General features: G+C 54.5%; 15 protein-coding genes and 2 pseudogenes. 16 read left to right on the top strand and 1 reads right to left on the bottom strand.

The features are described from left to right. The first annotated feature begins 635 nt into the window (after positions 1 to 635). From ABJM11_RS07840 to ABJM11_RS07780, 13 genes are all read left to right on the top strand, one after another. Complete coding sequence (locus tag ABJM11_RS07840) at positions 636 to 1,439, top strand: crotonase/enoyl-CoA hydratase family protein (RefSeq protein WP_348296747.1); 804 nt, start codon at positions 636 to 638, stop codon at positions 1,437 to 1,439. Positions 1,440 to 1,456: 17 nt separating this feature from the next. Continuing rightward, a complete protein-coding gene (locus tag ABJM11_RS07835; protein WP_348296746.1) occupies positions 1,457 to 2,995 on the top strand; it encodes an AMP-binding protein in 1,539 nt (512 codons plus the stop codon). A gap of 64 nt (positions 2,996 to 3,059) precedes the next feature. Continuing rightward, a complete protein-coding gene (locus ABJM11_RS07830) occupies positions 3,060 to 3,860 on the top strand; it encodes an enoyl-CoA hydratase/isomerase family protein (RefSeq protein WP_348296745.1) in 801 nt (266 codons plus the stop codon). Between the two features lie 5 nt (positions 3,861 to 3,865). Next, positions 3,866 to 5,785 (top strand): hypothetical protein, encoded by a 1,920-nt coding sequence (locus ABJM11_RS07825; protein WP_348296748.1) that lies wholly within the window; start codon positions 3,866 to 3,868, stop codon positions 5,783 to 5,785. Positions 5,786 to 5,837: 52 nt separating this feature from the next. Then, a complete protein-coding gene (locus ABJM11_RS07820) occupies positions 5,838 to 6,857 on the top strand; it encodes a nitronate monooxygenase family protein (protein WP_348296744.1) in 1,020 nt (339 codons plus the stop codon). A gap of 2 nt (positions 6,858 to 6,859) precedes the next feature. After that, positions 6,860 to 7,645 carry an enoyl-CoA hydratase-related protein gene (locus ABJM11_RS07815; protein WP_348296743.1) on the top strand — a complete coding sequence of 262 codons (786 nt, stop codon included), beginning with the start codon at positions 6,860 to 6,862 and terminating at the stop codon, positions 7,643 to 7,645. A 178-nt stretch (positions 7,646 to 7,823) separates the two neighbouring features. Next, on the top strand, positions 7,824 to 9,011 hold the full coding sequence (locus ABJM11_RS07810) for a CaiB/BaiF CoA-transferase family protein (protein ID WP_348296742.1): 1,188 nt from the start codon (positions 7,824 to 7,826) through the stop codon (positions 9,009 to 9,011). Between the two features lie 377 nt (positions 9,012 to 9,388). After that, complete coding sequence (locus tag ABJM11_RS07805) at positions 9,389 to 11,344, top strand: AMP-binding protein (RefSeq protein WP_348296741.1); 1,956 nt, start codon at positions 9,389 to 9,391, stop codon at positions 11,342 to 11,344. Between the two features lie 5 nt (positions 11,345 to 11,349). Continuing rightward, the gene (locus ABJM11_RS07800; RefSeq protein WP_348296740.1) at positions 11,350 to 12,168 is read left to right on the top strand and encodes an ABC transporter ATP-binding protein; all 819 of its coding nucleotides are present in this window, start codon (positions 11,350 to 11,352) and stop codon (positions 12,166 to 12,168) included. Position 12,169: 1 nt separating this feature from the next. Continuing rightward, positions 12,170 to 13,054, top strand: coding sequence for a branched-chain amino acid ABC transporter permease (locus ABJM11_RS07795; RefSeq protein ID WP_348296739.1), 885 nt, complete (start codon positions 12,170 to 12,172; stop codon positions 13,052 to 13,054). A 4-nt stretch (positions 13,055 to 13,058) separates the two neighbouring features. Then, a complete protein-coding gene (locus tag ABJM11_RS07790; RefSeq protein WP_348296738.1) occupies positions 13,059 to 14,114 on the top strand; it encodes a branched-chain amino acid ABC transporter permease in 1,056 nt (351 codons plus the stop codon). A 107-nt stretch (positions 14,115 to 14,221) separates the two neighbouring features. Then, complete coding sequence (locus tag ABJM11_RS07785) at positions 14,222 to 15,535, top strand: ABC transporter substrate-binding protein (RefSeq protein ID WP_348296737.1); 1,314 nt, start codon at positions 14,222 to 14,224, stop codon at positions 15,533 to 15,535. Between the two features lie 60 nt (positions 15,536 to 15,595). Next, on the top strand, positions 15,596 to 16,423 hold the full coding sequence (locus ABJM11_RS07780; RefSeq protein ID WP_348296736.1) for an ABC transporter ATP-binding protein: 828 nt from the start codon (positions 15,596 to 15,598) through the stop codon (positions 16,421 to 16,423). Positions 16,424 to 16,469: 46 nt separating this feature from the next. On the opposite strand, the pseudogene ABJM11_RS07775 reads toward ABJM11_RS07780, so the two are convergent. After that, positions 16,470 to 16,586 (bottom strand): annotated as a pseudogene (locus tag ABJM11_RS07775) (IS3 family transposase); the annotation flags it as partial. 76 nt (positions 16,587 to 16,662) lie between these two features. Between ABJM11_RS07775 and ABJM11_RS07770 the strand changes: the two are divergent. The 3 genes and pseudogenes from ABJM11_RS07770 to ltrA form a co-directional block, all read left to right on the top strand. After that, a complete protein-coding gene (locus tag ABJM11_RS07770; protein WP_348296735.1) occupies positions 16,663 to 17,154 on the top strand; it encodes a transposase in 492 nt (163 codons plus the stop codon). A gap of 26 nt (positions 17,155 to 17,180) precedes the next feature. Then, complete coding sequence (locus ABJM11_RS07765; protein ID WP_348296734.1) at positions 17,181 to 17,654, top strand: hypothetical protein; 474 nt, start codon at positions 17,181 to 17,183, stop codon at positions 17,652 to 17,654. A 594-nt stretch (positions 17,655 to 18,248) separates the two neighbouring features. Then, positions 18,249 to 19,511: pseudogene (gene ltrA, locus ABJM11_RS07760) on the top strand (group II intron reverse transcriptase/maturase); the annotation flags it as partial. Positions 19,512 to 19,645 lie beyond the last annotated feature (134 nt).

Below are 19,645 nucleotides of genomic sequence, written 5' to 3'. Positions count from 1 at the left end.
ACGCGCGACAACCCCATGGCTAAAATTATCCGCATGCCCGTAGGAGCCTCCAGGAGCTTCCCTCGCGCGCTCGGGACTCCTCCTGGACCCACCTACGGGCATTGCAGTTTCCGGCCGCTATGGGCTTTCCGCTTCGTCTGGCTCGCCCCTAGCATAAAGAGGCGGGTCGTCGCAAGAGGGCAAATCGTTCGCAGCCAAATATGCGCGTTTTTCCACCGCCATTCACAACTCTTGAGCTGTAATTATATCGATGAACTTTTGTTAAGGCACACTAGAGAAAGGCCAGCTCCGCGACGTAGTGAAGTCAGGTCGGTAACCAATCCACGTATATCAGTATGATCCACCGTCGCAAACTGCCTGGCCGTGCTCTGATCCAACGTGCTTAACTGGAGGTGCAACCATTTGACAGGTCAAAACATATCAGTGTTCCCTTTACCGGACCCACAGGGGACTTGCACCCCCAAGTCATCCGGCCAGCACCACCTGTGCCGGAACAGCGCCCGTCAAGGCGCTACGCGCCATGCCCGGCGCACCACTCAAAAAAATGTTGCGTTCGCCAAATTTTTTACCTACCATTCGTTATATTATTTCTTTAGCTCAGCCGCTCATCATCGCTTGTCGGCATGGAGTCAAAAATGAAGACTGCGGGAACATCGAACGACCAAGCGCCACCCGAAGGGCGAATTACCCTGCATGACCATGGTCACATCCTGCTCATCCAGATAGATCGTGAGCGCAAACGCAACAGTTTCACGCCCACCATGCTTGGACAGCTTGCCGATGCTTATACGATCTACGAAGCAAGCCCGGACTATCGATGTGCAGTGCTACATAGCGCGGGGGATCACTTCTGCTCGGGGCTAGACTTGGCCGGAGTCGAACTTGATGCGCAACTGTTTCCCGATGGGTTGATCGACCCAGTCGGGCTTCATCCTCCACTCCGACGAAAACCCATGATCGCTGCGGTGCAGGGGGTCTGTTTTACGTTGGGCATCGAGTTGATGCTCGCCACCGATATAGTAGTGGCGGCCGAGTCCACTCGATTCTCACAACTCGAAGTCAAACGGGGCACTATTGCTTTCTGCGGTGCCACTCTGCGCATGCCCGAACGTGCCGGATGGGGGAATGCGATGCGCTATCTGCTCACTGGGGATGAATTCGATGCCAAGGAGGCACTCCGTTTGGGTTTTGTTCAGGATATCACCGCGGACGGCAATCAGCTGCAACGCGCTCTCGAACTCGCAGAGCGCGTTGCTCACCAAGCTCCGCTAGCGGTAACGGCGATGCGTCAGTCAGCTCAGACCGCTGTTATTCACGGAGTGGATGCCTGCGTTCGTGAGCTTCCTTCATTGCTCTCCCGTCTGACGGATTCAGAAGACTTTAAAGAAGGTGTGCGTTCATTCGTTGAGCATCGGAAAGGTCAGTTCGTGGGGCGATAGCTACAGAGGAAAGCGATATGTCAGCTAAAAAGAAAACCATTGATGCAATTTTCGAACAGGCATCCAATGAATCGGGAATGCGGACGCATCTTGTATTAACCGACGGCTCTGAAATTTCTTACAGTGAGACATTCGAGCGCGGGCGACGACTCGCCTCCGCGCTTCGCCAACAAGGAGTGAAACCTGGTGACCGTGTCGCCTCGTTCATGTACAACTGCCGTACGCTTTACGAGTTCTATATCGGCGTCGCTCTGGTGGGCGGCATTGCAGTGCCTATCAATGTTCAGAGCACGGCCCACGAGGTCGAAAAACTGTTCTTAGATTGTACTCCCAAGGTTGTCATTGCCAACGGTGAACAGGCATTGCGCTTGCCCAACTCGTTATGCGAGCAGCATTCGGTGCGAAGGCTGATTACCGACGGTTCGGTCGAAGGTTGGGCCGACTACGAGGAGACGGTTTCGGGCAACCCACCGCTCGATGCTTCCTTCAGCGATCCTGAAAGCGCTGCGCTCATCATTTACAGCTCGGGCACCACTGGCCAGCCTAAAGGCATCGTCCTTAGGCACCGATGTTTAATTGATAACGCCGAAACTGTGATCAAGATTTTGGGCTATCGCCAGTCCGATCGATTCATCACCCTATTGCCCTCATTCCATCTCTACGGTTACAGCTTCGATTTTCTCTATAGCGCACTGGTGCACGCTCGAATGCTCGTTCTGCCTGCATTCGATCCCGAGATAGCGCTGGATCTTATCGAGCGCGAGCGAATTTCCGTGCTTACGGGTGTACCGACCATGTTCTCGCGCATGTTCGACACCAGCATGCTGGAAGGTCGAGACCTCTCCAGCTTGCGGCTAATTGATGTGGGAGGCGGTCCTGTCTCGGTGAGTATGAAACGCCGCCTAAAGGATGAACTGGACATCGATACAGTCGAAAGCTACGGGCTCTCGGAAATCACCACCGTTGCCTGCGTGCAGTTGCCCGGACAAGCCGCTGCCGAGGGCTCCTGTGGTCCCCCCTTACCGGGATTCGACATTCGAGTGATGTTGCCTTCGGGCGAGGAAGCCCCAGTCGGTACACCGGGAGAGCTCCTGTTCCGCTCTCCGACGTTCATGCTCGGATACTGGCGTCAGCCTGAGTTGACGGATCGAACAATACGCGATGGCTGGCTTCACACGGGCGATGTCGGCACGGTCGACGAGGCAGGAAATGTCTACATCCTCGATCGCATCAAGGACATGATCGTTACCAACGGTCTCAATGTATTTCCCAAGGAAGTGGAAAACGAAATTAATGAGCATCCGGCCGTGGCCTCGGTCGCAGTCATAGGCGTGCCGCATGAAACGCGGGGAGAAGAAGTACACGCTTTCGTCGTTCAGAATCCGAATATCGAAACCTCGGCAGAGTCGATCATCGCCTTCTGCGAGAAGCGGCTCGCTCGCTACAAGGTCCCTCGGAGCATTTTCTTTCTCGACGAGATGCCGCTGACTGCCAGTGGCAAGATACGTCGCTTCATGTTGCGCGACATGGCGAAGCGTGAAAAGGCGACCACCTGAAGAGAGGTTGACCTAACTAGAGGGCCAGCGCACCACCACTAACCCGGTACGGAGAGCACCTGGAATGATGTCTACCACTTCAGTCGTTGAATCTGATTCGGAACTGTTGGTCGAGAAGCGCGACGGCGTCGCGATCGTGTTATTGAATCGCCCAGACCAGCGAAACCCGTTGGGTAGGGCTTTTTCCGAAAAAATGCTGCGGATTTTGGATGATCTAGAGCGCGATCAGGAGGTATTCGCGATCGTTTTAAGCGGCAATGGCCCTGCGTTCTGCGCGGGTGCGGAGGTCGGCGAAGTGGTCAGCGTCGAGCCGATGGATATAGAATTTCAGTTCCGCCTCGTGCGTGACTTTAACAAGGTCTCAACTCGACTCCGCCAACTTGAGCTCCCCGTCATTGCTGCTGTGAATGGCGTTTCGGTAGGCGGCGGTGCAGCCCTTGCGCTGGCCTGCGACATCATAATAGGTGCCGAAGAAGCAAGCCTGTACTTCGCCTTCGGCCGTATCGGCGCTTGCGGTGCCGACATGGGGTGCGCATATACCCTGCCCCGTCTGGTTGGTTCGATGCGGGCACGTTATTTAATGCTGACAGGTGCCCATGTCAAAGCCGATGAAGCCGAGAAACTTGGAATTTTCCTTGAGGTATTACCTCGGGACGCGTTGCTGGCAAGAGCAGAGGAGATTGCACGACAGGTGATTTCGGCAAATCCCCGCCGCGCTGCCGCCGCAACCAAGATGGCACTGGTGCGAGGGGAGGAAACCAGCTGGGAAGTAAGTCTTGCTTACGAGGGCTATGTGCAGAGCTATCTCTTCCAGACTGAGGACCACCACTCCCGCTTATCCGCCTTTGTGAAAGGAAAGGGCTAGTGGATATGCAAACGCCCAATCCCCGCTACCCGCACCTATTCAGCCCTTTCCGGGTGGGCACGCGGACGGTGAAGAACCGATTCCTATTTCCCGCGCTGACCACAAACTTCGGCGCCGCGGACGGTTCCGTTACCGATGAACTCTGCACGTACTTTCGAATGAGAGCTGAGGGCGGCTTCGGCCTGCTGGTCAGTGAGAACCTCGGGGTGCACCCGAGCGGGCGTGTCATGCCAAACATGGTAATGGCCGAAAGCGACAGCCGCATACAGGGATTGCGTAATTTGGCCAAAGCCGGTCAGCAAAACGGCGCTGTAGTCTTCGCACAACTCAGTCACGCCGGGCGTCAGACAAGAAGTAAGATTACCGGTATGTCGCTGGTCGCGCCTTCCGCCATACCTTGCCCCCTAAATCGCGAAATGCCGCGAGAGTTGAAAATCGACGAGATCAGCGAACTCGAACAGGCTTATATCGATGCTGCGGCCCGCGCTGCCGAGGCCGGTTTCGACGGTGTGGAGGTGCACGCAGCACATGGCTACCTTGTCGCAGCCTTCTTATCAGCTTATTCAAACCACCGTCAGGATCACTACGGTGGATCGCTGGATAATCGCCTACGTTTCCTGCTGAACATTGTCGATGGTATCAAGTATCGATTGGGGAGGAGTTTCCCAGTAATGGTTCGGATAAGCGCCGAAGAATTTGTCGACGATGGCTTAACGATTGCAGAGAGCATCCGAATCGCGTCGGTTTTGGCGGAGCACAAAATCGACGTGCTAAGCGTTTCGGTGGGCGTCTACGAATCCTTCAATCGCTTGTCCATGGTATCGGGCGAGCCCGAGGGGCAGTGGCTTCATATTGCCGGCGCGGTCCGCAGGGCCGGGGTTTTGCCTGTCGTGGGTGTCGGCCGCATCAAGCGGGCCGAGGTCGCGGAGTCCGCGCTGGCCGATGGCCTCATCGATTTAGCCGCTTTTGGCCGCGCTGGCATGGCCGATCCCGATCTCCCGCGTAAGGTTTTCGAAGGCAAGGAAGGCGAAATTATCTCCTGTATGGGCTGCAATCTCTGTCTTGGCCGAACTGCTCGTCCGAAAAGCATATGCCCCATTAACCCCGCAATTGGACGTGAGGTTCAATTTCTATTCAAGAAACAAGCTAAAGCGCAACGCATAGCTTTTTTTGGCGGTGGATATGCAACGCTGACAGCGGCATGGGTGGCCGCATCTCGTGGTCACAACGTCAGTGTTCATGGGGCGAAAAATCTGCTTGGCGGCTGCTGGCATTACCGCAGCCAAGTCCCTGGTCAGGAGGAAATCGCTGAGACGACAGCCGCGATTATTCGGAGGGCGGAGTTGGCTGGTGTCGTATTCGATGAATCCCCGCCAGTCGCAGCCGACTGTGATCAGGTGTGGGCAACCCGCACCTATGCCCCTAGTAAGTTACCGGACCGCGACACTGGCATCCCAACGGATACCGTACTCAATGTACTTGCCGAGCCCAAGAATCCTGCCGGGGCCGGTCGGGTGGTAGTGATTGGCGATGACCTCTGCTCTGCCGAGACTGCCATCAAGCTGGCTAACGACGGTGCGCAGGTGAGTTTACTATCCACCGGGCGCGACCTCGCGGTCGATGCACATCCGGGATTCCGTGAGGTGTCACGACGCAGGCTGGCCTCTCTGGGCGGCAGCATTAAGACCGGGGTTTCATCTCCCTACGAGACCCCCTGTATCGCCGAGGCCGAAAGGCTCGTAGTAGGTCGCGGAGCCGACGCGTCCTATGAGGATTCACGGCACTGGCAAACTATGCCAGTGCAAATCGACGTCACCGGTTGGATTTCGGATGCCTATGAACCGGGGTTGTTGGCCCAAGGTGTCTACGAGGCTGTCGAGTTTGCATTGAACATCGAAGAATACGGAACCCGATCTTCCGATTAGGCCATCCGCATTAGCGGATCATTATTCCAACGGACATGCAGGAGATTCTTTCGTGTCGATCCCAGTAGCATTCCAAAAACGTCTCACACTTCCGGTTATCGCCGCGCCGCTCTTTTTGGTATCCGGACCGGAGTTGGTTATCAACTGTTGCAAGCAGGGTATTGTCGGAACCTTCCCCGCGCTCAACGTTCGGAAAGTGGAGAAACTTGAGGAGTGGCTAACGCAGATTTCCGCTGAACTGGAGGTCCACGATCGAGAGCACCCGACGAGTTTGTCGGCACCGTACGGGGTCAATATCATTGCCCATCGCACGAATAGCCGTCTAGAAGAGGACATGAAGCTAGTTGAGGAATTTCGGGTGCCACTGGTTATCACCAGTGTAGGCAATCCCTCGGATATCGCGAAACGGGTGCATTCCTACGGAGGGTTAGTGTTCCATGATGTCACGACTGTGGAGTGGGCCAGAAAAGCCGTTAACGCAGGTGTTGACGGGCTGATTCTGGTGTGCGGGGGAGCTGGCGGCCATGCAGGCTTAATGAATCCGTTTGCCTTCGTGCCCCAAGTACGCGAGTTCTATGACGGCCCGATAGCCTTGGCTGGGTGCATTTCTGATGGCCGGTCCGTTTATGCGGCTGAAGCTCTTGGAGCGGATTTCGCGTATCTGGGTACACGCTTTATTGCCTGCCGTGAGAGCATGGCGGTTGACGATTACAAACAGATGCTGATCGAAAGCAATGCGCAGGACCTGGTGTATACCCCGGCGTTTTCTGGAATACCCGCCAATATGCTGCGCAAGAGCATTTCCGATAATGGCCTGGATCCGGACAACCTCCCGGTCAAGGACAAAATTGACCTGGGCGAGGAGTTCAACCACGAGGCCAAGGCCTGGCGCGATATTTGGACAGCGGGTCAGGGCGTTGGGTCAATTCACGATGTCCCCACGGTCAAGGACATCGTTAACAGATTTCAGAAGGAATACTCGGAGGCGAGAGGCCACGGTATCGCGGTTCTCCGCCAAAAAGCTGATGCTCGCGAGAGTATGTCTGCCCCAACTACAAGAGGAAGAAAATAGCCATGAGTTTCACCGATATTCTGTATGAGAAACGCGACGGCATTGCCAGGATCACCCTCAATCGCCCGGACGTATACAACGCGTTTCGCGCCCAAACCTGTGAGGAATTCATCGCGGCAATGAAAGATGCCGACCATGACTCTACCGTTGGCGTCGTGGTGCTAACAGGTGCAGGTGAAAAGGCGTTCTGCACAGGCGGTGATCAATCCAGTCATTCCGGGGGCTATGGCGGTCGCGGCGTTATCGGTTTACCAGTTGAAGAAATGCAGAGTGCAGTCCGCGACTGCAGAAAGCCGGTTATTGCGCGAGTTAACGGCTTCGCCGTCGGCGGAGGCAATGTTCTGGTCACAGTCTGCGATCTCGCAATTGCATCGGAAAGCGCGAGCTTGGGCCAGGTCGGTCCCAAAGTCGGATCGGTGGATCCGGGCTGGGGCACTGCATTGCTTGCACGGATAGTGGGCGAGAAAAAGGCCCGCGAGATTTGGTACCTATGCCGACGCTACTCGGCGCAGGAAGCTGAGCAGATGGGACTGGTAAATAAGGTAGTCCCGGCGGAACAGCTGGATGCCGAAGTGGAACTATGGTGCAAAGAGATTTTGGAAAAGAGCCCGACCGCCCTTGCAATAGCGAAACGCTCCTTTAACCAAGATAGCGATAGTATCCGCGGAATTGGCAACCTCGGGTTCGAGGCGTTGGCATTATATTACCAGACCGACGAATCACAAGAAGGAGTTAATGCGTTCAAGGAAAAGCGAAAGCCGGATTTCCGTAAACATGCCGGAAAGTAATAGCGGACAATTCGTCTATAGAATTAGAAAAAATAGCACCGAAAAATACCTCTAAATATTCGGGTTACGGGGATGTTACACACAACAAGACGCACTGATCTTTGAGCACCCAGCTCAGGAATAAATGTGTTCTTCAGTCAGTGTTTCACCCCTCGGTTAAATCGGAGCCAATTCGATCATGACAACAGGCAAGAAAAAATTCGCCGCAAAGCGCAGCGGCCCGTTGAAGGGACTGCGCATCATTGAAATCGGCGGGATCGGCCCCGCACCTTTCTGTGGAATGATGCTCTCTGACCTCGGTGCCGATGTGCTACGTATCGACCGTCATCAAGCGTCCGACTTGGGACTGCCTTTGGACCCACGTTTCGATGTTACGAGCCGCGGCAGACGAAGCGTTACGGCGAATCTGAAAGACTCCGAGACAGTAAAGACCGTTTTGACGATTGCCGAGAAGGCTGATGCTCTTATTGAAGGGTTTCGCCCCGGCGTCATGGAGCGCCTAGGCCTCGGTCCTGACGACATGCTCAAGCGCAACCCCAGACTTGTCTTTGGTCGGATCACTGGCTGGGGGCAGCATGGACCGCTGGCTCATGCCGCAGGGCACGACATCAACTACATTGCCCTCACCGGAGCGCTTCACGCGATCGGTCGCGCGGGAACGCCACCCGCAATTCCGCTGAACCTGATAGGCGATTACGCAGGCGGCGCCGCCTATCTCGCGTTCGGAATCGTTTCCGCCTTGCTGGAGGCCAGCCGTTCCGGGCAAGGACAGGTCATCGATGCCGCCATGACCGATGGTGCGTCATCACTCATGAGCATGGTGTACGGTCGGTACGCAGGGAATGAGTGGACCGATCAACGTGCATCTAACGAGTTGGACGGCGGCGCACCCTGGTATGACATATACGAAACAGCCGATAACAAGTACGTGGCTATTGGTGCCATTGAACCCAAGTTCTTTCGGGAACTACTGCAGCGAGTCGGTATTGATTCCGCGAACTGGTCAGCGCCGCATGATCGCGCCTGCTGGCCAGCGTTGCGAGAGGAACTGACTAAACTTTTTAAGGCGCGTACGCAGACGCAATGGGCTGAACTGCTGGAGGGAACAGACGCCTGTTTCGCACCCGTGCTCGGAATCGAGGAAGCACCGCATCATGCCCATAACGTGGCCCGTGAGGCCTTCGTAGAAATCGATGGCGTCTCCCAGCCCGCACCCGCTCCACGGTTCTCGCGCACCCCGGGCTCTGTCATGCACGGTGCACCCGAGCTTGGCGGCGGTGGAGGAGATGCTTTAGCGGACTGGGGGTTTACTCAGGGTCAAATCAACCACTTTCGTAAGAAGGGGTTATATTGGTTAGATGAATAATGCTGATCGTTCTTCTAGTGTGGCGCGTTAACTTGTTTGATACTTATAGAGCCACGGGCACCAACCAGGAGGAGTTCGCCGGGAATGGTGTAAGCCTTTGCCAAGAGCTCCAGCGCAGTGATCGCGCATTGCAACTAGCCCCTGAGACGCTCGCTATAAGTATCAAACAAGTTAACGCACTACACTAGCAAAAATAACAACTGTCAGAAGTGGAGAGTGTGATGACGTACGTGATTTTTCCCAATCTCACTGCCAGACCTACCGACTCGCAGGTTGCTCAGGGGATTAAAAGTGAAAACTTTCGGAGGACTGCTCTATACCAGAACTGTGCACCGACCGCGACGAATCTGTCAGCTCCCGGAGGAGGAGGCATTAAAATGGATGAGCGTTCGAGGGACGCCCTCGACACCTTCCCGAAGCTTCTGATCTACCACGCGCAACAGCGGACAGACCACGTGGCAATGCGAGAAAAGAATCTGGGCATCTGGCAGACCTGGACCTGGGGGGAAGTCTTCGGAGAGGTTCGGGCTCTGACTGCGGGCCTGGCTGCAATGGGCCTAAAGCCCCGTGACAGGGTCGCTATCTTAGGAGATAATCGGCCCCAGCTCTACTGGGCGCTCATGGCGTCGCAAACAACTGGCGCCGTACCGATCCCCATCTTTCCGGACGCGAGCGTGGATGAGGTGCAGTATGTGCTGAGTAATGCAGCAGTGCGCTTCGCGGTGGTAGAGAACCAAGAGCAAGTTGACAAGCTTCTGAGCATCAAGGACCGGCTTCCCACACTAGAAGCGATTATCTACAAAGATCCCCGAGGCCTGCAAAATTTCGCAGCCCCCTTGTTACATGCGTTTTCAACCGTGCAAGCCCGCGGTCGTGATTATCTTATAGAGCACCCTGACTTTTTCGAAGAGCAAGTCTCCATCGTCTGCGGCGACGATCCCGCCGTCGTTCTGTTTACCGCTGGTACAACTCGCACACCCAGAGGGGTGGTGCTCAGCTATAGCAACCTGCTTGAAACCGCGAAGCGCGCGACCGACATGGACTGCATTGGCGAGCATGAAGAGGTGGTGGCGTATCTACCGATGGCGTGGGTGGGCGCCCACGTATTTTACTACTGCCATGGCATGCTCAAAGGGTTCTGTCTGAATTTCCCGGAGTCATCGGATACCGTTTTTTCGGATACACAAGAGATCGCCCCCACCTACTTTCTCGCCCCGCCGCGGCTTTGGGAAAGCTTCATCACAAAAGTCGACATGAGGATGGACGCATGTTCTAGGGTAAGGAGAAAGTTGTTCACTTATTACATGAAGCTGGCTCAACGTTTAGGCAGCCGAATTCTTAATAGGCAGCCAGTTTCGTTTGGCGAGCGCGTTCAGTACGCAATCGGTGACAGGCTCATATACGCGCCGCTACGTCGCCAGTTGGGACTTCAACATGTCCGTGTCGCTTACACCGGCGGAGAGGCCATCGGTAACGATATCTTCGAATTCTTCCGCGCCATCGGCGTCAACCTAAAGCAGTTCTACTGCCAAACTGAATCTTCCGGATTTATTTGTCATCAGCGTGACTGCGATGTGAATCCGGACACCGTTGGACCACCCAATCAAGGGGTAGAACTCCGAATCGATGAACACGGAGAGGTACTCTACCGCAGCCCCGGGACATTCATGGAGTATCTTAATGATGATGCGGCAACCCGGAGCGTAAAGACCAAAGAGGGCTGGGTGCGCAGCGGCGAGATCGGCGTGATAACGGAAAGTGGGCATCTGCGCATCATAGACCGCGCTAGCGACATGATTAGGTTGAACGATGGTACTGAGTTCAGCCCGAAATTCGTGGAGAACAAACTCAGATTTAATCAGTACATTAAAGAAGCCGTCGTCTTTGGCGACGGACGTTCCTCGGTTACCGCTGTCGTCAATGTTGATTTCGATGTTATTAGTGGCTGGGCGGAACGACGAAACCTGACCTTTACTGGTTACGTGGACCTAGTCCAGCGGGATGAAGTTCATGAGCTTATCCGCGCGCACATCGAGGCGGTGAACAAGGAGTTGGCTGTCGAACCTCATTGGGGGGCCAACCAGATATCACGTTTTCTAATCCTGCATAAGGAGCTCGACCCCGACGACGGCGAGGTAACCCGAACTCGAAAGATTCGCCGTCACGTCATCAGCGAGCGCTACGCAGAAATGATCGAATCTCTCTACGGCGATGATGATACGACGTATGTGGAAGCGCCAGTTACCTATGAAGACGGTAGCAAAGGAATACTCGCCGCCAACCTCCGGGTCACCACCGCTAACATCCACCCCTCAATTGGCAAGGCAGGATAATTTCCATGGCGACACAGGAAACATTACGAGTTGATCCAGACGTCGGCGAAGTTCTATTGCGCGTGGAAAACGTGGAGCTGGCATTTGGAGGCGTGCGTGCGCTTAACAACGTTAGTTTCAGCGTCCGGCGCGGTGAAATTTTCTCCATTATCGGGCCGAACGGGGCCGGGAAATCGTCAATGCTGAATTGCATCAACGGGTTCTACCACCCGAAAACCGGCTCCATCATCTACAAAGGGAACCGCCGATCCCGAATACGCCCGCATAGGGCTGCTAGCCAGGGAATCGCACGCACATTCCAGAACATTGCCTTATTCAAGGGAATGTCTGTCCTCGCGAACATAATGACGGGACGCCACCTAAAGGCGGAGTCCACACTGGTGGAGAATGCCTTCTTCCTCGGGCGTGCGCGGCGTGAGGAATTTGATCACAGAAAAACCTGCGAGCACATCATCCAGTTTCTGGAGATTCAGCAGTATCGGAAGTCGATTGTGAGCACACTTCCTTACGGGCTGCAGAAAAGGGTGGAGTTGGGCAGAGCTTTGGCGGCCGAACCTGAGCTTTTGCTCCTCGACGAGCCCATGGCTGGTATGAACCTAGAAGAGAAACAGGATATGGCGCGATTCATTCTCGATGTAAATCGTCAGAAAGGGGTTACAATTTGTCTAATTGAGCACGATATGGGCGTGGTTATGGACCTATCCGATCAGATCGTCGTTCTGGACCATGGAGGGAAGATCGGGGAAGGCACCCCAGATGAAATCCGAATAAACCCTCACGTCGTCGAGGCGTACCTAGGTGTAAAGCAGGGAGAGGAGGCGTGAGGTGACATTCTTCATTGAGGTAGTTATTACGGGGCTGCTCGGCGGTCTGATGTATTCAACGGTGGGTCTGGGATTCGTTCTAATCTTCAAGGCTTCCGGCATCTTCAACTTTGCCCAACCGGTAATGGTTCTATTCGCGGCCATGTTCATTGCTGGCCTCAACCAAGAATTCGGAATCCCGTTGTGGCAGGCAATCCCACTGGTTGCACTACTTATGATCGGCGTCGCCTGGGTCATCGAACGGTTCGTGCTACGACCAATGGTCAATCAAGAACCCATTCTGACGTTCATGGCAACGATCGGAATATTTTTCATCCTCCTGGGCCTTGCGGAGATGTTTTGGGGAAGCGAAAACCGCACGCTGAATGTCGGAATTCCCCGCGGCCCAGTCTTTATCGGCGACATATTACTCCAATCGTACCGCGTTTATTCAAGCATCATTGGGTTTATCGTCGTTCTACTCGTCGTCCTTTTTACTCAGAAAACCAAGATGGGGCGGGTCTTACGTGCAGTAGCGGACGATCATCAAGCCGCACAGGCCGTGGGTATCCGACTAACTACCGTCTGGTGGGTGGTGTGGTCCATTGCCGGCCTAATTGCCATTGTTGCTGCCATTATCTGGGGCGGCTCGATCGGCGTTCAGCCGATCATGGTGGACGTTGCCTTCAAGGCCTTCCCGGTACTACTTCTAGGTGGCTTGACGTCCATTCCGGGCGTAATTATCGCAGGCCTGATCATCGGAGCCGGAGAATCGGTAGCCAATGTGTATTTGGGCCCACTCATCGGCGGTGGGATCGGAAACTGGTTCCCCTACATCATTGCCATGGTCTTCATGCTGTACAGGCCGCAGGGGCTATTCGGCGAGAAGATTATCGAAAGGATCTAGTGACATGTTCTATAAAAAATCCGGACAATTTAAGACGAGCTATGATGCCGACCAAGCAATGCTCCCGCTGTTGCAGGAACGGATCTCTATTTTCGTAATACTTGCCGTCGCCTTTCTGGTTATACCTCTCGTGGCTACGACTTACGTCATTAACTCACTGCTGATGCCATTTCTTATTTATTCATTAGCAGCGGTAGGATTAAACATCCTAGTAGGTTACTGCGGACAAATCTCGCTCGGCACAGGTGGTTTTATGGCCGTAGGAGCGATTTCGGCCTGGAACATAATTGAGCGCATTCCAGATATGCCGGTGCTAGCAGCGTTTCTTCTTGCCGGGTTTATTACATCCGCCACAGGCGTGGTATTCGGGCTACCGGCGCTGAGGATCAAAGGATTCTACCTCGCAGTCACAACGCTGGCGGCGCAGTTCTTCTTGATCTGGCTTTTACAGCAGCCGTGGTTTTTGAACTATAGCGCTACCGGTGTTATCTCGGCGCAGGATATTTCAGTTATGGGCTGGACTATTAATACACCAGTGGAGAAATACCTGTTCGTACTTGTCGTGGTCATTGTCATGACGCTCCTCGCCAAAAACATAGTGCGCAGCGTGACCGGACGGAAATGGATGGCAATTCGAGATATGGACGTCGCTGCGGAGATTATCGGTATCCGGCCAATGGCCACCAAACTGCAGGCATTCGCGGTCAGCTCTTTTTTCATCGGAATCGCCGGGGTGCTCTGGGGATATCTTTATTTAGGACAGCTCGAACCGGCGGCGTTCGACGTGTATGTATCGTTCGACGTGTTATTCATGGTCATTATCGGGGGACTCGGATCCATTCTCGGGAGTTTTCTTGGTGCTGCTTTCGTTGTTTTGATGCCGCTTGCGCTCAGTTTCCTTGGCGGCATACTGGGACTCGGAACCGCCATGGTCGCCTATGTTGAGACTTTCACCTTTGGCGTGCTGATTCTCCTTTTTTTGCTCGCCGAGCCACATGGATTAGCCCATATTTTGAGCGTAGCCAAGCAGCAAATGCGTATTTGGCCGTTCCCTTACTAAGGTTGCCCGAAATGTTTAATGAGAGGAGGAACTTGAACGGAAAACGAACAGTAGTCGTATCGCCGAAAAACATAATGAACATAACAAATAATATGGAGGATTATTCCATGAACAATTCCTTGATTCGAGCGTTAACGACCGCTAGCCTCGGAATAATTATCGGGGCCACGGCCATTTTTGTTGGACAAGTCCAAGCACAGGAGAAGCAGTATCTTCCGGCCCTAGTGTATCGAACCGGTCCTTATGCCTCGGGAGGTCTGGCTGACGGATTTGCCGACTATGTGACTTTGATTAACGAGCGCGATGGTGGGATCAACGGAGTCAAGATCGAGTTGGATGAATGCGAAACCGCCTACTCCACTGAACGTGGCATCGAGTGTTACGAGCGCCTGCTGGATCGTGGTATCACGGCGATTGCGCCCCACGCGACCGGCATTGCCTACGCGCTGATCCCGCGTGCGCGTCAGGACAATGTCACGATCTTCACTATGGGTTACGGACGCTCGGACGCAAGTTATGGCCCTGTTCTTGACTGGGTTTTCAATATCCCGATTACGTACTGGTCAAGCGCGACCATAGCCATGCGTTACATAGCGGAACAGGAAGGTGGTTCGGACAATCTTAAGGGGAAAACCATTGTCCATGCTTACCACGATTCCGCCTATGGACGGGAGCCCTTGGCCGTGCTAAGAGGCTATGCGGAGGACTACGGTTTTACCTTGGAGGAGATGCCAATTGCGCCGCCGGGCGTGGAGCAACAGTCAGTTTGGCTACAAATTCGCCGTATGCAGCCCGATTGGGTGTCGCTATATGGCTGGGGAGTGATGACGCCTACGGCACTGCGCGCTGCGGCTTCGATGGGTATCGACCGGGAGCACATCGTGGGCAGTCACTGGACCGCATTGGAGGAGTCAGTGAAGTCGGCCGGAGATGACGCCATAGGCTTTAAGGCGCTTTCATTTACTGGCCTTGGTAAGGACTTCAAAGTTTATGACGACCTCCAGAAATATGTCTACGATAAAGGGTTGGAGGCGGGCGACGGCACCCATATTGGCTCCGTGGTCTATAACCGTTACTTGGTGGAAGCCGCCTACATCATCGAAGCCTGGAGACAGGGTCAGGCAAACTTCGGTGAGCGCGTTCTAAATGGTGAGGAAACCAAATGGGCATGGAAGAACCTATCCATTTCTGAGGAGCGTACTAGAGAACTCGGACTGGAAGGCCTGATGCCACCAGTTAACCTTACCTGTATGAACCACGAGGGTAAAGGGTCCTCCCTGGTCCAACAGTGGGACGGCGAGAAATGGGTGCAGATCACCGATTTCATGGAAGCGGATATGGAACGTGTAATGCCTTTGTATCGGATGTCGGCGTTGAAGTATGCCGAGAGTGAAAACGTTCCCGTTAAGGAATGTGACTGATACTCCACGTGCTGGAGTATATACATACTCCAGCGTTTCCTCTAGGCCGGAGGCAAGGTGATGGTAGATGATTCTCCGAACACCCCTACACTGATTTCCATCCAAAACATCGAAGTTGTCTATAATCGGGTTGTCCTCGTACTGAAAGGTGTTTCTCTACATGTCAAGGTAGGCGGCATTGTCGCCTTACTGGGAAGTAATGGTGCGGGAAAGAGCACGACACTCAAATCCATTTCAGGGGTCCTTTCAGGTGAGCGAGGGGACGTTACGCGAGGTTCGATCTGCTATGAAGGTAGACAGGTCGAGTACCTGCCCCCAGCTGTCAGAGTCGAACGGGGGATTTCCCACGTAATGGAAGGGCGGCGAGTATTCTCGCACCTGACCGTGGAAGATAATTTACTCGTCGGCTCCTACGTACGAAGAGCCAGCGCCGCTGTAATACAAGCGGATCTCGAACGAATTTACCAGTATTTCCCACGTCTTAAGGAGCGCCGGAAATCCATAGCAGGTTACACGTCAGGCGGTGAACAACAGATGCTGGCGCTCGCGCGAGCGCTAATGGCGCGTCCAAAAATGATCCTGCTCGACGAGCCGTCAATGGGATTAGCACCGCAGTTGGTCGAAGAGATTTTCCAGATCGTTACTCATCTTCGTGATAACGAAGGCGTAACCTTCATCGTAGCGGAACAGAACACAAGCATTGCTCTGGCTCATGCAGATTTCGGCTATGTACTTGAAAATGGACGGGTTGTGTTGTCTGGTGAATCAACAACTCTGCGTCAGAACACCGATATCAAGGAATTTTACTTGGGCGCGGGCTCCGGAATGGCTCGTACAAGCTTTCGTGATACCAAGTACTACCGCCGCCGCAAGCGTTGGCTAGCTTGATTTGGCCCGAATGTTAGTGGCCAATTAGAGTAACCCACTACTGGCTCCCGCTGGTGAATTGACTGCCTCGATCAGAGTGTAAAATTATCGGGACTTTCCCTTGGCGTTGTCAAACGGCCAGCTCAACAGCTCTGATCACCATCTGGCGATCCTGCCTGTGATGCCCCCTCTGTCAAGGTAGTTGGAACCTCACCCGATGTTAGGCTCTCTAAATGAAGTGGGGCGAGACAGAGGTTTTCATGAAGTATTCACCGGAACGCCGAGAAGCCATTCTTCGTAAGTTACTGCCACCGAATAATCGGCCTGTTGCCGAAGTGGCGGAAGAAGAAGGCATTTCAGACGCTACTTTGTACAACTGGCGCAGTGAAGCCCGGAAGAATGGCCAGCTGTTACCAGATCACGGCTCAGACCCGGAAGGCTGGAGTTCTCGCGATAAGTTCAACGCCGTGCTTGAGACCGCCGCGCTGAGTGAGTCCGAGCTGGGCGAGTACTGCCGCAAACGTAGCATCTATCCCGAGCAGATCCGCCGTTGGCGTCAAAGCTGTGAAACCGCCAATGATCGCGATGAAAAGGTTGAAAAACGCTCCCGTGAGGCGGTCAAGCACGAGAAAAAGCGCACCCGTCAACTGGAACGTGAGCTGAAACGCAAGGAAGCCGCACTGGCGGAAACGGCCGCCCTGCTGACTCTGCGAAAAAAGGCCCAGGCGATCTGGGGGGACGAGGACGACTGACCAGTGCCCTGGATCGCCAGTATGCTGTGCAGCTGGTCGATGAAACGCGTACCGATGGGGCGCGTCTGAAAAGCGCCTGTGCCGAACTGGGTATTGGCACCAACACTTACCGCCGCTGGGAAGCCGGTGGTGAAGATGGTCGACCCAAAGCCCCGAAGCACAGGCCCTCTCACACACTGACCGCCATGGAGAAAGCGATGATTCTGGCCGTTTGCCACCAGTCCGATTATGCCAGCCTGCCTCCGTCTCAGGTCGTGCCGCTGCTGATGGACGACTATGGGTGGTACATCGCCTCGGAATCCTCGTTCTACCGCGTTCTGAGCGAGCATAACGAGAACCACCGCCGGGGTGCCCGCCACTCCGGGCGAGTCGGCCCACCACGCCGTCATGAGGCCAGCCGACCGAACCAGGTCTGGTGCTGGGACGTGACCTACTGTGTGCCCGGAGTCCAGGGCGAGCATGGAAGCTCAAATGGACCACGAGTCTATCTGGAATATTGAACCGGTACTTCATGAGGAAGTAGCGAACTAATCCCACCCTCTGTGAGGGTGGTGAGCCTGAGCGGCAGTGACCTGTGGTATGCCCACAGGGTGATGTAACCCGCTGACAACGGGGATTGAGGCGAGGTCACTAAGCCAAGATGATCCTCAAGGCTGAGTGCTGAAAGGCTGAAGAACATGAACCCATTCATCCGCCTCTGTGGGTTGAAATGTCACCACGGCTTACGTGACCTGATAAGCCGTACAGGAAGGTGAGGCAGTTTGATAAGTAAGCGCTGCCGAACAAAGAAGTCCGAACATGTAGCACGGGCTTCGGGTCAGCAGTATCCATCACAGAACGGACTGCTGCTTCCTGTCAACTTGCGGCAAGCAAGGGCAAAGAGTGCGATGGGCAGCCTCCTCAGCATGCTGGAGTCCAGATAGGTAAACCGGGGAAGGTCAATATCGGATGCCAAGGGGGCATGACCCCGAAGCCGAATTGACTGGCGGAGCTCCCGTAGTAGTCCGCGATGGGGAAAGCCCATTACATGGCGAAGGGGAGCAGTTTAGATGTGTTTGCCAAGCAAACTACCTGACCAAATAAGGTGAAGACCTTTGATAATCAGCGAAATGCAACGCAAGCTAGCGACCTGGACAACAGCCGACCCCGCCCGCCGGGTGGATAGGTTGTTGCGCCTGATAGTACAGCCTGACTGGCTCGCAGAAGCGGCTCGGGTCACTCTGTCTTCCAAAGGGGCAAACACGCCCGGGGTAGATGGAGAAATCAAGCTGACTGTGCAGGCCAGACTGCCGGCTCTTTTGAAACAAATCAGGCACGATTTACTCTCTGATGCTTATCAGCCGTTACCGGCTCGAAGGGTTTATATCCCGAAGGCCAACGGCAAGCAACGGCCACTGGGCATCCCCACCCTGCGCGACCGCATCGTTCAACGGGCCATGTTAATGGCGATGGAGCCAATGTGGGAAAGCGACTTCCATACGCTCTCCTACGGGTTCCGACCGGAACGGAGCGTTCACCACGCGATCCGTACAGTGAAACTGCAACTGACAGACAATACGGAAACACGTGGTCGCTGGGTTATCGAAGGGGATCTGTCCAGCTACTTTGATACCGTGCATCACCGGCTACTGATGAAAGCTGTACGCCGCAGAATCAGGGACCGACGCTTCCTGAATCTTCTCTGGCGATTTATTAAAGCCGGTCACATTGATGCAGGGCTCTTCCGGGCGGCCAGTGAAGGTGTGCCTCAGGGCGGCGTCATATCACCGCTGCTGTCGAATATCATGCTGCATGAATTCGATCAGCACCTGAATAGGCGCTACCTTGGCAAAAAGGCTCGGAAGGATCGATGGTACTGGAACCACAGTATCCAGATCGGCCGAAGCACAGCTATCCGAGAGGACTGGCAATGGAAGCCTGCCGTCGCCTACTGCCGCTATGCCGATGATTTTGTGGTTATCGTCAAGGGGACAAAAGCCCAGGCAGAAGCGATCAGAGAAAAGTGTCGGGAGATGCTGGAAGGAACTCTCAAGCTGACTCTGAACATGGACAAAACCAAGATTACCCATGTGAACGACGGCTTCGTGTTCCTGGGTCACCGCATCATCCGCAAGCGGAGCCGCTATGGCGAGATGCGGGTGGTGACGACAATCCCCCGGGATAAAGCACGTAACTTTGCAGCATCAATAACCGCCATGCTGTCAGGCAACTACAGTGAAAGCAAAATCGACATGGTCGAATCCATCAACCGAAAGCTGAAAGGCTGGGCGGCGTTCTATCAGTTCATCGACTTCAAAGCGAAAGTCTTCAGCTATATCGATGGTGTCGTGTTCTGGAAACTGGCCCATTGGCTAGCAGCCTGTCGGACTTGCACCTGACAGGCGTTATTTAACGTTGTCTGTTCGCTTGGTTTCCCGAGTTTGACCGTTAGGTGGTCATCAGGGAGTCCAGATTGGCCTCTATGGCACTTTTAGGTGCTCCAGATAAGGCC

Source organism: Marinobacter sp. (genome assembly GCF_039977835.1).
Taxonomy (GTDB): Bacteria; Pseudomonadota; Gammaproteobacteria; order Pseudomonadales; family Oleiphilaceae; genus Marinobacter.
The sequence above is the reverse complement of the archived record's forward strand: the minus strand, read 5'-3'. Positions and strand labels throughout refer to the sequence as shown.